This is a genomic window from Pseudomonas rustica (assembly GCF_049959085.1).
Lineage (GTDB): Bacteria > Pseudomonadota > Gammaproteobacteria > Pseudomonadales > Pseudomonadaceae > Aquipseudomonas > Aquipseudomonas rustica.
In genome coordinates this window covers 4,671,849-4,685,106 of sequence record NZ_CP188200.1, presented here as the reverse complement: position 1 = coordinate 4,685,106, position 13,258 = coordinate 4,671,849, and the positions used below count along the sequence as shown (strand labels likewise).

The following is a 13,258-nucleotide window of genomic DNA, read 5'->3' as shown; positions in this document are numbered from 1 at the left end:
TTCCAGGGAGAACCCCATGAGCGATTTCAATCTCGGTCGCCGGCGTGTCATGCAAGGGATCGGCGCCGGGCTGTTGCTGCCGGGGCTGGCGCCGGCGGTGATTGCTTCGGTCAAGGATCGTCCGCAATTGACCGATGGCGTGCAGTCCGGTGACCTGCTCGGCGATCGCGCGATGATCTGGAGTCGCAGCGATCGCCCCGCGCGCATGGTGGTCGAGTGGGACACCCGCAGCCTGTTCGGTAACCCGCGTAAATTCATCTCGGCACTGGCCGACGCGCGTACTGATTTCACCGCCCGCGTCGAGCTCACCGGACTTCCCGCCAATCAGGCGATTTTCTATCGCGTGTATTTCGAAGACGCCCAGACCGGCGTCGCCAGCGAACCGTGGTTCGGCCATTTGCGCAGTGTGCCGACGGCCAGACGCGATATCCGTTTTGTCTGGAGCGGCGACACTGTCGGCCAAGGCTTCGGCATCAACCCGGACATCGGCGGCATGCGCATCTACGAAGCCATGCGCTTGCGCCTGCCGGACTTCTTTATCCACAGCGGCGACACCATCTACGCCGACGGCCCGGTGCCTGCGCAGTTCACCACCGAAGGCGGGCGTATCTGGCGCAATCTCACCACTGAAGCGAAGAGCAAAGTCGCGCAAACCCTCGACGATTATCGCGGTAACTATCGCTACAACTTGATGGACGAAAACATCCGCCGCTTCAACGCCGAAGTGCCGCAGATCTGGCAGTGGGACGACCATGAAGTGGTCAACAACTGGTCGCCGGGCAAGCAACTGGATGAGCGTTATCAGGAAAAAGATATCCACACCTTGGTGGGGCGCGCGCGGCAGGCGTGGCTGGAAAATGCGCCGATGCGTTTGCAGGCCGCCGACGGTGGCGGGCGGATCTATCGCAAGCTCAGTTACGGGCCGATGCTCGATGTATTTGTGCTGGATATGCGCAGTTATCGCGAGGCGAATGACGACAATCTGGGCGCGGAAAAACCGTTTCTCGGGCGTGAACAACTGGACTGGCTCAAGCGTGAATTGAAGGCGTCGAAGGCACAGTGGAAAGTCATTGCTGCGGACATGCCGATCGGACTTGGCGTGCCGGACGGTGAAGTCAGTCCGGGTGTGGCGCGATGGGAAGCGGTGGCCAATGGCGACCCGGGCCCGGCGCAGGGACGTGAGTTAGAGATCGCCGAATTGCTCGGTTTTTTGCGCGCGCAGCAGGTGCGCAACTTCGTCTTTTTGACGGCGGACGTGCATTACTGCGCGGCGCATCACTATCACCCGGATCGGGCGGCGTTTCAGGATTTCGAGCCGTTCTGGGAATTTGTTGCGGGGCCGTTGAATGCCGGGAGTTTCGGGCCGAATCCGCTGGATAAAACCTTTGGGCCACAGGTGGTGTTCGAGAAGGCCCCGGCGGTACAGAACACCTCGCCGTTTGCCGGGTTTCAGTTTTTTGGTGAGGTGAATATTGAAGGGCAGAGCGGGGAGATGAGTGTAGTGTTGCGGGATCTGGATGGAGTGGCGGTTTTCGAGCAGAAACTACAACCCGTCTGACCCCCTCTGTAGGAGCTGCCGAAGGCTGCGATCTTTTGATTTTGCTTTTGAAAAGATCAAGATCAAAAGATCGCAGCCTGCGGCAGCTCCTACAGGGAAAGCGCTGTGTCAGTAGACGTCACGGCGATAGCGGCCCTGTTCGATCAGGCGCTCGACTTCAGCGCTGCCGAGAATGTCCTTGAGCACCTGATCCACGCCTGAAGCCATGCCCTGAAGGCTGCCGCAGATGTAGATGACAGCCCCATCCGCCAGCCACTTCTTCAACTCACCCGCCGATTCACGCAAGCGATCCTGCACATAAACCTTCTCCGCCTGATCCCGCGAAAACGCCAGATCCAGCCGTTCCAGATCACCGTTGATCAACCACTCTTCCAGCTCCGCACGGCAGAGGAAATCGTGTTCACGGTTACGCTCGCCAAACAGCAACCACTGGCGCTGCTGACCGTCGGCAACCCGTGCCTTGAGCAAACTGCGCAGCCCGGCCAGACCGGTGCCGTTGCCCAGTAGAATCATCGGCACCGGCTCGTTCGGCAGGTGGAACCCGCTGTTGCGACGCACGCGCAGGCTGATGCTGCCACCGACCGGCGCATGCTCGGTCAACCAGCCGGAACCAATGCCCAGCGTGCCATCGGCATGCTGTTCCTGACGCACGATCAGCTCCAGCACACCGTCGGCGGCAATCGAGGCGATCGAGTATTCGCGCATGGCCAGCGGCACCATCGCATCGACCAGCGACTGCGCATGCAAACCGACCAGATGCGCGCGATGCTCCGGCAATTGACGCGAAGCCAATGCAACTTCCAGCGGCTCGTCGAGGCCGTTGATTTTCACCATGGTCTCGCCACGAATACCGAGGCCGTCGAGGAAATGTTCGATGACCCACGGGCAGTTGCGCGGCAGCACTTCGACCAGATCACCAGCCAGCCAACTGCTGGTGTTCGGTGCGCTCAGGCCCAACAGATAAACCGGCGAACCGCTGCTGTCCGGGTTCATCAATTCGCGGCGGGTCAGCGTCCAGTTGTCGTAGCTCGGTGCTTGCCAGGTATCGACCGGCGCTTGTCCGGTGAGCAGACCAAGTTGCGTCTGCCAGTGACGCAGCGCATAGGGATCGCCGCTGTCGACTTCCACCGGCGCAAACAGTGTCTTGCCACCATGCTCGCCGAGCCACTGATGCAGACGTTTGGCAAAGCCGCAGAAGTGCTGGTACTGACGATCGCCGAGTCCAAGCACCGCGTAGTTCAAGCTGTCCAGTGTCGAAGCTTTGCCCAGCACTTTGCGCTCGAAACCACGGGCGCTGTCCGGTGCTTCGCCGTCGCCGAAGGTGCTGACGACGAACAGCGCGTTGTTCGATTCACGCAGATCCTGCTCGCTGACATTCGCCAGCGGCTGCACCTTCACCGGCAAACCGGCGGCCTGCAATTGCCCGGCGGTTTGCCACGCCAGTTGTTCGGCGAAACCGCTCTGGCTGGCGAAACCGATCAGCCACGCCGGTGCATCGCCCGCCGGTTGTTCGAGGCCTTTACGTGCGTCCTTGATCTGCTTTTTCTTGCGCCGACGATCGAGGTACAGCAGCCAGCCGGTGATGAAAAACAGCGGCATGCACACCGCCGCGAGGGTGATGATGATCCGTCCGATCAGGCCGAAATAGCTGCCGACGTGCAGTGCATAAATGCTGGTCAGCAGTTGCGCCTTGAAGCTCTTGTCGGCGTAGCGGTCGACGCGTTTGACGATGCCGGTGGCCGGGTCGAGGGTGATCTGGTTGAGCGCGCGCTCATGCGGCGAGTTTTCCAGCAGATAAAACACGGTCGCCGGTTGGCCAGCCACGGGCGGCATACGAATGTTGTAGGCAGACAGGCCGGGGCCGGCGGCGCTGTAGATGCTGCTCCACATCGCCGCGTAATCGGCAGTCGGCGCCGGGCCTTGCGGTGCCGGGCCACGACCACCGCGCACGCGTTCGTTTTGCGGCGCATCGGAAAGCAGTTTGGTCAGGCCTTTGTTGTACCACTCGTACGACCACGACAACCCGGTCAGCGCCAGCAGCAAATAGACCAACAGGCACCATGTACCCGCCACCGAGTGCAGATCCCAATTGAAGGCGCGGCCCTTTTTCTTCCAGTCGAGGGTCAGCCACACACGCCAGCTGTTCCACTGACGCGGCCAGCGCAGGTACAACCCGGAGAGGCAGAAAAACAGCAGGATCAGCGTGCAGGCGCCAGTGATGTTGCGGCCGGTATCGCCGATGGCGAGGAAGCGGTGCAGTTGCAGCATCAGGCCGAAGAAGTCCTGGCCGACGGCATCGCCCATGAACTCGCCGGTGTACGGATCGAAGTAGCGCATCTCGCCGCGACGTTCACCCTTGGGCGGGGTGAAAAACACTTTCGCTGCGCTGCCGCTGTCGGTCTCGACCGAGAGCATCGAGACTTTTTTGCCGGACGCGGCTTCGATGCGCTCGACCAGTTCGACCGGTGGCAAGACGCCGGCGACTTGTTTTTCCACTTGCAGGACGGAGGGATTCAGCGCCCGCAGGATTTCGTCCTGAAACGAATAGGTCGCGCCGGTGATGCCCATCAACGCCAGCACCAGGCCTGCGGTGATGCCAAAAAACCAGTGCAACTGGAACAGGGTTTTCTTCAACACGTCACTCGCCGTCCGTTCGGAAATTGTCATCACGGCGCGCATTATGCCGTGGGTTATCGAGAAGCGTTCTTTATTACGCAGAAAAGCCCCGTTCAATTGAATGAACGGGGCCGACTGTTTTTGTAGGAGCTGCGGCACGCTGCGATCTTTGTTTTTACTTTTAAGATCAGGATCAACAGATCGCAGCGTGCCGCAGCTCCTACAGGGTCAGAAGTGGAAGTTGGTGCTCAACAATGCCGTACGGCCCGCCGCCTGGTTGGCGAAATGGGTCGAGAAGGCTTTGTCGTAGTAGGTTTCGTTTGTCAGGTTCTGCACGTTGAGTTGCAGGTCGACGTTCTTGGTCAGCTTGTACGCCGCCATCGCGTCGTAACGCACATACGAATCGACCATGGTGGTGTTGGCCACGCTGCCGTAAACGTCGTCGACATAGAACGCGCCGCCACCGAGGGTCAGCTTCGGTGTGACCTGATAAGTGGTCCACAGGCTGGCGCTGTTTTTCGGCGTGTTTGGCAGTTCGTTGCCGTCGGTGGCGCGGTTCAGCGGGCCGCCGTCAACTTGCTCGCTGTCCATGAACGCGTAACCGGCGAACACTTGCCATTTCTCGGTGATCTTGCCGCTGGCCGACAGTTCGAAACCTTGCACGCGGGTCTTGCCGGCGTTTTCGTACGAAGTGGTGTCGACTTGTACCCGAGCGTTTTCTTTCTCGGTGCGGAAGATGTCAGCGGTCAGCGACAAACGATCGTTGAGCAGGTCCCACTTGGTACCGATTTCGTAGTTCTTGGTGGTTTCCGGCTCCATGTCGCTGCTCAGCAGGTTGCCGGCACGGTCAGTGCTGCCGCCCAACGGGTTGCCTTCCTGACCTTCGCCCAAGGTGTTGCCCGGCGGCGTGGCAGAGGTCGCGTAAGACGCATAGATGCTGCCGTTTTCCGCTGGCTTATAAACCACGCCGAACTGACCGGTGACGAACTCGCTGGTGTCAGCACCCTTCGAAGTGGTGGTGCCGGCGTTGGTGTAAGTCTTGTAGCCGGTTTCGAAGTGGTCGTAACGCAGGCCCATATTCACCAGCCACTGCTCGGACAACTCCAGGGTGTCGAACGCATACAGCGCGTACGTATCGGACTGGGTGTCGGTGCCGGCGTAGTTACGCGAGATCGCGCCGTTCCACGGATCGTTCGGGTTCGGGTTTGACAGCGAGGTGCAGTTGTAGCCACTGGCTGCGCCGATCAGCCCCGGGTTGCAGTTAGTGGTCGCGGCGGTGGTGCGCGGCGTGGTGTCAGTGTTGACGTTGTACGAGGACTTCTGGCTCTCCTCACGGGTGTATTCCACACCGGTGGAGAAGCTGTTCTTGAAGCCTGCAACGTAGAAGTTACCGAACAGGTCAGTCTGGTTGGTGGTGGTCTCGGTGTTGCTCACCCGAGTGTTCGCACGACGCCAGACCGTACCGTTGTTGACGTTGCCCTTGCTGTCGTCCGGTTGGGTCAGGATGTAATCCTGCATGCTGGTGCCATGACGCAGGGTGTTCTTGATCGTCAGCGAGTCGCTCAAATCGTGTTCGATGGCGAAGGTCGCGGTGTCGGTGCGGCCCTTGCGGAAATCGCGATCCAGACCGTAGAAGTTGCTGTGGTCGCCACCCGAGTACGGCTTGTCCGGATTGGATTTGCTGCGTGCCGCCGAGCCGCCGAGCGGAATGGTGTACGGCACGCCGGAGTCCGGAGTGTCGTTGCTTTCCAGATGGTAGTAATCGAGGTTGACGCGGGTGTCGGTGCCCAGACCAAACGCCAGAGACGGGGCGATGCCCCAACGGTCGTAATCGACCTTGTCACGGCCGGCGACGTTGCTTTCGTGGCTCATCAGATTCAGACGGCCAGCGGCGGTGTCGCTGAACTGGTAGTTGCCGTCGAGGGTGTAACGCTGGGTCTGGTCGGAACCCCAGGTGAAACCACCGTCGAACGAGTTGCCGAGGTGCGCTTTCTTGCTCACCAGGTTGATGCTGCCGCCTGCTGCGCCACGACCGCCGATGGCGGAGTTCGGGCCCTTGCTGACTTCAATGTTTTCCACGGCGAAGATTTCGCGGCTCTGCGAACCGGTGTCGCGCACGCCGTCGAGGTAGGTGTCGCCCTGGGCGTCGAAACCACGAATGAACGGACGGTCGCCCTGCGGGTTGCCGCCTTCACCGGCGCCGAAAGTGATGCCCGGCACGGTGCGCAGCGCGTCCTGCATGTTCAGGGCGCCGGTGTCTTTAAGTACTTGTTGCGGGATCACGGTGACCGAGCGCGGCGTGTCGACCAGCGGCGCGGTGTACTTGGGCGAGGAGGCTTTTTCGACCTGGTAGGACGTCGAGTCCTGCGCTTCGCCGGTGATGGCGGTGGCGTCCAGAGCGATGGCATTGCCGGACGCTTTGCTGTCGGTTTTCTCGGCAGCGAACACCATCTGGCCAGCGGAGCCGGCGGTAATTGCGACGCCGATTGCAGAGGCGAGCAGACGTGGTGAACTGACCGGTAATTGTGCGTGTTGACGTGCCATTTTTATTCCCCTCCCCAAGGATTTGAGGCGGCGGAATATAGGGTAAACAGGTATTCGTATCAATTGCGAAACATTGTTATTCGCACTGAATTTACATTCTTTACAATTTAACCTTACGGTTTCTGCCAGTTCATTCGTCTCCCGGGTTTTACACAGAAAATAAGAATCAATACCATTGCCGCCTCTTTGCCATCAGGTGACATCGCCATGCTGCTGCACATCCCCGCACTGTTCGCGAAAGACGAGGTGCAGCGCATTCGCCAGGCTTTGCAGCAGGCTGACTGGGCCGATGGCAAGATCACCGCTGGCTTCCAGTCGGCCAAGGCCAAGCACAATCTGCAACTGCCCGAAGGCCATCCGCTGGCCAAGGAAATCGGCGCGGCGATGCTCGAGCGGCTGTGGAAAAATCCACTGTTCATGTCCGCCGCATTGCCGCACAAAGTCTTCCCGCCGTTGGTGAACTGTTACACGGCCGGTGGCAGCTTCGATTTCCACATCGACAACGCCGTGCGCCAACCGAAGGGCAGCATCGAGCGCGTGCGCACCGATCTGTCGGCAACGTTGTTTTTCAGCGAGCCTGAGGATTACGACGGCGGCGAACTGGAGATTCAGGACACCTTCGGCACGCAACAAGTGAAACTGCCCGCCGGCGACATGGTGTTGTACCCCGGCACCAGCCTGCACAAGGTCAACGCGGTCACTCGCGGCGCGCGTTATGCGTCGTTCTTCTGGACGCAAAGCCTGGTGCGCGAAGACAGCCAGCGCGCGCTGCTGTTCGAGATGGACGGCGCGATCCAGGAACTCACTCAAGACATGCCCGATCACCCTTCGCTGATTCGCTTAACCGGCACCTATCACAACCTGCTGCGTCGCTGGGTCGAGGTATGAGTTTTCTATTGCGTCGCGAGGAAGTCCTCAACGGCGAACAACTCAGCGCCATGCTCACTGAAAGTCCGGCCCGTGCGGCCCAAGCCATTTTGCTGGCAGCGGGCGAGGGCGAGGTTGAAGCGCAGGCATTGCTCGGGCAAATCCTGCTGGACGGCCAGGGTATCGCGCAGGACCCGCCGCTGGCGCTGCGCTGGTTCGGCATCGCCGCCGGACGCGGGCACCTGATGGCGCGCAACATGCTCGGGCGTTGTCATGAGCATGGCTGGGGGTGTGCCGCCGATGCCGGGGTTGCCGCGCAGCATTATCGAGTCGCGGCGCAGGCAGGCCTGGATTGGGCGATGTACAACCTGGCAAATCTCTTGGCGACCGGGCGCGGCGTGGCGGTCGATCAGCCGCAAGCATTGGCGCTTTATCGCCAGGCCGCCGAGTCCGGACACGCCAAGTCGATGAACCTGCTCGGGCGTTATCTTGAAGAGGGGCGCCATTGTCGCGCGGACCCTGCCGCAGCCTTCGACTGGTATCGCCGCTCGGCGCAGGCCGGCGACTTCCGTGGCCAGTTCAGTTATGCCAGCGTGCTGGCCGAGCGCTCACAGATTGAAGAGGCGTCAGGCTGGTACCGCAAGGCAATGTTCGGGGGGCATGCTGCGTTTCTCGGCGTGGCTGCCCAGACTTTGGAGAGCGCAGCACACACGGCCATTCAGGCATTGGCTCAAGAGTATAAAGAACGCGCAGGGCATATCAGCGTCTAGTTGAATTCAAGGCGCTGTTCGCAAGTATCGAGTCGTATGTCCAGTTGTTAGTATTCTTTATAAATATATTGAAGTCATGAAGCGCTTTTTTTAAGTGCGGCTTTTATGCTTAAGTCTGTCTGGCAAGTTTAAGTTCTTACCAAACTGATTAAAGGAATGATCATGTCTTCTTCCAGCTTATGGGGCGATGCCCTGAATAATGCCTCGCCTGAACAAGTTATGCAGATGGCGGCGGCGCCAAAGTTACTAAGTGACGCATCGACGTCGGATGGCGATGAAGTAGTACGCGACAGAGGGTTGCTCCTCACTAAAAAGCAGATCATTGATTTGCGTAAATATGAAGCCGCCGGCCTGGCGCTGCCGCATACCCTGAAGGATGTCGAAGATTATCTGCGTTATGGCGCAGGGCAGAACGGCGGCCCAGGGCTGAATCCGACAGATTTCCTCTCGACCTTTGTAAACACCCGCAACCACGCAAGACGCTGGTCGCCGCTGCGTGAACGCATCATGATGACCGGGCAGGGGCTGAAGAGCTTTGCCAGCAGCATGCTCAATTATGGCAAGGCGATTCAGGAAGTCTTGAGCGACGATGATTCGGTCGCGTTCCTCAAGAAAAACAAGATTAAAACACTTGCCCAGCTTAAAGCTCTCGAAATTGAATTGGGTGACAAGTTTCCGGATATTGAAATTGATCCGGATACCATCGCGACGTTGGACTATTACCTGCAGCGAATATTCGAGCGGATCAATAAAAACCTCAGCGATGTGCAAGGCATCAAGAATGACCTGGACTTATTTGGTTATGATCTGCGCGAACATGTCCTGCCCAATATCAAACTCAGGGTCGGCTTGATCGACAGCAGTACGTTGGCAGCAGATATCAAGGTATTGAAGAATGACATCGATAATCGTGCCAAAGAAATCGATATCAAAAACACTGAATACAAGGCCGCTGTTCAGGAGGCATTGAAGTCTGCCGCCGGGATGAACATCGTGGGCCTGGCCATGGCTATCTACATGGGGGTGGAGGCGGAAAATATTCGTGCTGCACGCAAAGCGTTGTATGCCGAACAGGAACGGGATATCCAGGTGTTGGCGAGCAAGAACCAGACACTCGGTTCTCTTGCCCGCGTCAAACATGACCTGCAAAGTCTGATGATCGTGGCCATCGATGCCGACATCGCCACGCAGAACCTGATGCATGTCTGGAAAAGCCTCTACCTGCACATTTCCAACTCGGTCGCTGCGATGGGCCGCGTCAACGATGCCTTGAGCCTGCGGGTCTTCGGTACCGAGTTCGAAGAAGTCGTGCTGCCATGGAAAACCATCGAGACCGACTCGGACAAGCTTATTCAGGTCTTCAAAGAGGCTGATGAAGAATACGAGCGCAACTATTCGTTCAGCACGCGAACCTCGCGTGTGATCAGTCTCAGCGCGACAGTGAGCTATCCGCCTGTGGACATGGCCACTTTGGCCTCCACTGTCGAACAGATGCGTGAAGCTCGCACTCAGGCAGAAGTCTTGAAGACTAAACTGGGTTACCTGCCTGATCTGTTTGACCGCTTCAAGCGCACTGTGAGTGGCATGGGGCAATGCCAAAACCAATTGCAGGATTCGGCCCAGACCGGAGTGAATGATCTGCAAAACTGCCTGCGACGTCTCGCCCGCAACGAGAAGGATCGGTTGAAAGAAACCGATCCTGAGGTCATTGAAGAAATCGACGATGAGCGCAAGGACATTTTGCGTTCGATTTCCTCTGCCATGACCAAGCAGGCAACTCTGGTGCGTAACGCCTTGCGCAATATTGATGCACGGTTTGATATGCGTCTGACGCAGGCTTACATCGCCGATTTCCAGCGCGACGCGCTCGTGGCCGATGCAGAAATTGCGCAGCTGGACAGCAAACTTGCAGAGCTTGCGGCTGATCGAAAGGTCATCATTGACGGGGTCAATCTGCTGGAAAAAAGCGGTATCGAGAATCTGGGCAAGGACGTTGAGCTGACCATCGCCAAGATCACCGAACTGGGCCTGGCTCCGCCGGAAATCAAACTGGTGATGGCGGCCATCGACCAACTGAAGCGAACCCTTATTGGCATTCGTGAGTCTGTGCGCTTCCTGGACATGGTGCGTGAGAGCGACAAGCTGAAGCTGAAAATCGATGGCGTGCAGGCCGAGATTGAAAGCGAGCGCGCGGGTATCCGTGATTCGCAAGGCAAGGTCACTTACCTGAAGGCCATTCACGCCATGGAAGACTGTCGCGCCGAATATGCCGCCACCTACCGTCCTGCCGTGAATGCTTTTGAGCAGTTGCGCGATGCAATCGATGTCGAAGTGTCGGACGACTGTGATGCACTCAGTGCCGCGTTGAAACAGCATGCGCCACTGTTTATCGCTTTCCTTAATCCGCTGTCCGTTCCGCAGCGCTGAGTCTGCCGGTAGGCGTGCTCTGCATTTGTGTGTGATATCAGAGTCCCGCGCAGGATTGCCGATGGGCACGGTTCCATCGGCAATGAAAAGTACGATCAGACTAAGGAGAGGCTGATGCTTGAATATTTACTGGCAGAAAAAAACTTCGCTGCATTGAAGCAGTATGTGAAGTTTCTGCAGGATCTACCCCCTGCCTTGCAGGAAATGACCGAGTTTACCGGGATCTTCGAACGGCAAAAGCACATCATGGTGCCGCCGCCGAATGTTCAAAGCCTGAGGCAGGCTGCACAAACCAGTGAAATGTGTTGGCGGGCGATACAGGTGGCCACACCGGCGCTTGGCAGCCGTTCTGCGCAGGTGTTGCTTGAGATTTTTGCCTTTATCGAAGAGTTTCAGGCAGTCGTTTCAGAGGCCGACAATCGCCGAAAGACGATCGTCACGATTGATCCGCGGCAATTTTCACTGGTGAGGTCGCCTGCCTGGGGTAATGCACCTGCCGAAAGCATCATCGATGTGCTGCGCGAAATGGATCGCCGGCTTGAGCAATATCGGGGCATGGTGCTCAATTTCAAAACCCGGGTGATCGGACTGGCCGAGTCGATCCACGGCATCTTCGTGCGTTTCATCGAGTGCCTGACGATGCCGATATGCACGTGCGATAAACCGATCCCCAAGATCGAGGCCTATTACAGTCTGGGTAAAATCGGTCTGCCCGGCACGACTTATGAGCCAGGCCGGTTGTATTCGCATGAGGAGCGAATCGCGCAGTCCAAAGAACATGTCGAGTTTCTGTTCAACCTGCGCCGACGCGCTGCCAGTGCGGCGAACAACCTCAGCGATTTCTGCCATCGGATGTCGTGCATGCTGGATGAAGCGCAACAGATGCTTCGAGACCATTATCCGGCGATGACGATGGCGCGGGCGAAATCTGCGCTGCCGATGCTCAAGGGGCCGTTGAACGATGTGCAAAGCATGTCGGACCAACTGGGCAAATTGACCCGGCTGTAACGCAAAAAGCCCATGACAGGTCATGGGCTTTTTGCGTTACGGGTAAGACGCTTACACGTAATACGACTTCAACGGCGGAAAACCATTGAACTCAACCGCGCTGTAACTGGTGGTGTAAGCACCGGTCGACAACCAGTACAACCGGTCACCAATCGCCAGGTTCAGCGGCAAACCGTACTTGTAGTTTTCATACATGATGTCGGCGCTGTCGCAAGTCGGGCCGGCGATGACCACTTCTTCCATCTCGCCTTTCTTCTCGGTCCAGATCGGGAACTTGATCGCTTCGTCCATGGTTTCGATCAGGCCGGAGAACTTGCCCACATCGGTGTACACCCAGCGTTCAACAGCCGTGCGCGACTTGCGTGCGACCAGTACCACTTCGCTGACCAGAATACCGGCGTTGGCGATCAACGAACGGCCTGGCTCCAGAATGATTTCCGGCAGGTCATCACCGAAGTCTTCCTTGAGGAAGCGGATGATTTCTTCGGCGTAGGTTTCCAGGCTGTTGGTGCGGGTGATGTAGTTGGCCGGGAAGCCACCGCCCATGTTGATCAGCTTGAGGTGGATGCCGTCTTCTTCTTTCAGACGCTCGAAGATCACTTTGACCTTGGCGATCGCTGCGTCCCAGACGCTGATGTCGCGCTGCTGCGAACCAACGTGGAAGGAGATGCCGTAAGGCACCAGGCCGAGGTCGCGAGCGAGGATCAGCAGATCCATGGCCATGTCGGTCTGGCAGCCGAATTTGCGCGACAGTGGCCAGTCAGCCGTGGTCGAGCCTTCGGTGAGGATGCGCACATAGACTTTCGAGCCCGGTGCAGCCTTGGCGATGTTACGCAGGTCAGCTTCGGAGTCGGTGGAGAACAGGCGCACGCCCTTCTCGTAGAAGTAGCGGATGTCCTTGGATTTCTTGATGGTGTTGCCGTAGCTGATACGGTCGGCGCTGACGCCGCGATCCATCACCTTATCCAGCTCGTAGATCGAGGCGATGTCGAAGCTCGAACCCTTCTCTTTGAGCAGGTCGATGATCTCGACGGCCGGGTTGGCCTTGACCGCGTAGTAGACCTTGGCGAATTCGAAACCGGCGCGCAGGTCATCGTAGGCCTGGCTGATCATCGCGGTGTCGATCACCACGAACGGGGTTTCCTGTTTGTCGGCAAACGCCTTCATTTTGTCAAAAGTGGCGCGCGCGAAATAGTCTTCGACATTGATCGACATGCTGGGAGCTCCTATGGGCAAACTCGTAAAAACAATGGGTGCAAATGAACGCCCTCCGTATCCCCACTTTGGTTCGCCTACTTCCCAAGGCATGTCGCCGAAAGCAAAAAGGCCACGGGCGGATTTGCCCTTGGCCTTGCTGTCTCGTCGTCAGTACTTGAGCCGGATGGATCGTTTCCAGCATGGACGTTCGGCGCGAACTTTAGGGCGTGAGGGGCCTGAGATCAACTAAAAATGTCGCGTTTTTGCACGC

The 13,258-nt window shown here is 58.1% G+C and carries 8 protein-coding genes; 5 read left to right on the top strand and 3 right to left on the bottom strand.

The features are described 5' to 3' along the window. Positions 1-16: 16 nt before the first annotated feature. Entirely contained in the window at positions 17-1,558 is a 1,542-nt protein-coding gene (locus ACP3TY_RS21415; RefSeq protein WP_426618431.1) for an alkaline phosphatase D family protein, read from the top strand. 108 nt (positions 1,559-1,666) lie between these two features. On the opposite strand, the gene ACP3TY_RS21410 is transcribed toward ACP3TY_RS21415, so the two are convergent. Continuing rightward, positions 1,667-4,195, bottom strand: coding sequence for a PepSY domain-containing protein (locus tag ACP3TY_RS21410; RefSeq protein ID WP_426620510.1), 2,529 nt, complete (start codon positions 4,193-4,195; stop codon positions 1,667-1,669). A gap of 207 nt (positions 4,196-4,402) precedes the next feature. Then, entirely contained in the window at positions 4,403-6,718 is a 2,316-nt protein-coding gene (locus tag ACP3TY_RS21405) for a TonB-dependent receptor (protein WP_212544091.1), read from the bottom strand. A gap of 207 nt (positions 6,719-6,925) precedes the next feature. Here ACP3TY_RS21405 and ACP3TY_RS21400 point away from each other — a divergent pair, with 207 nt between their 5' ends. From ACP3TY_RS21400 to ACP3TY_RS21385, 4 genes are all read left to right on the top strand, one after another. Continuing rightward, a complete protein-coding gene (locus ACP3TY_RS21400; RefSeq protein ID WP_426618430.1) occupies positions 6,926-7,606 on the top strand; it encodes a Fe2+-dependent dioxygenase in 681 nt (226 codons plus the stop codon). After that, a complete protein-coding gene (locus ACP3TY_RS21395; RefSeq protein WP_426618429.1) occupies positions 7,603-8,355 on the top strand; it encodes a tetratricopeptide repeat protein in 753 nt (250 codons plus the stop codon). The genes ACP3TY_RS21400 and ACP3TY_RS21395 overlap by 4 nt, the downstream gene beginning before the upstream one ends. 162 nt (positions 8,356-8,517) lie before the next feature. Beyond that, positions 8,518-10,782, top strand: coding sequence for an alpha-xenorhabdolysin family binary toxin subunit A (locus ACP3TY_RS21390; protein ID WP_426618428.1), 2,265 nt, complete (start codon positions 8,518-8,520; stop codon positions 10,780-10,782). A 114-nt stretch (positions 10,783-10,896) separates the two neighbouring features. Continuing rightward, complete coding sequence (locus ACP3TY_RS21385; RefSeq protein ID WP_426618427.1) at positions 10,897-11,790, top strand: hypothetical protein; 894 nt, start codon at positions 10,897-10,899, stop codon at positions 11,788-11,790. A gap of 51 nt (positions 11,791-11,841) precedes the next feature. On the opposite strand, the gene ACP3TY_RS21380 is transcribed toward ACP3TY_RS21385, so the two are convergent. Then, entirely contained in the window at positions 11,842-13,005 is a 1,164-nt protein-coding gene (locus tag ACP3TY_RS21380; RefSeq protein WP_053117055.1) for a type III PLP-dependent enzyme, read from the bottom strand. Positions 13,006-13,258: the final 253 nt, after the last annotated feature.

Excerpts from the sequence above, each read along its gene's own strand:
- ACP3TY_RS21395 (WP_426618429.1), top strand. The coding sequence starts at position 7,603 with ATGAGTTTTCTATTGCGTCGCGAGGAAGTCCTCAACGGCGAACAACTC.
- ACP3TY_RS21380 (WP_053117055.1), bottom strand. The coding sequence starts at position 13,005 with ATGTCGATCAATGTCGAAGACTATTTCGCGCGCGCCACTTTTGACAAA.
- ACP3TY_RS21400 (WP_426618430.1), top strand. The coding sequence starts at position 6,926 with ATGCTGCTGCACATCCCCGCACTGTTCGCGAAAGACGAGGTGCAGCGC.
- ACP3TY_RS21415 (WP_426618431.1), top strand. The coding sequence starts at position 17 with ATGAGCGATTTCAATCTCGGTCGCCGGCGTGTCATGCAAGGGATCGGC.
- ACP3TY_RS21390 (WP_426618428.1), top strand. The coding sequence starts at position 8,518 with ATGTCTTCTTCCAGCTTATGGGGCGATGCCCTGAATAATGCCTCGCCT.
- ACP3TY_RS21405 (WP_212544091.1), bottom strand. The coding sequence starts at position 6,718 with ATGGCACGTCAACACGCACAATTACCGGTCAGTTCACCACGTCTGCTC.
- ACP3TY_RS21385 (WP_426618427.1), top strand. The coding sequence starts at position 10,897 with ATGCTTGAATATTTACTGGCAGAAAAAAACTTCGCTGCATTGAAGCAG.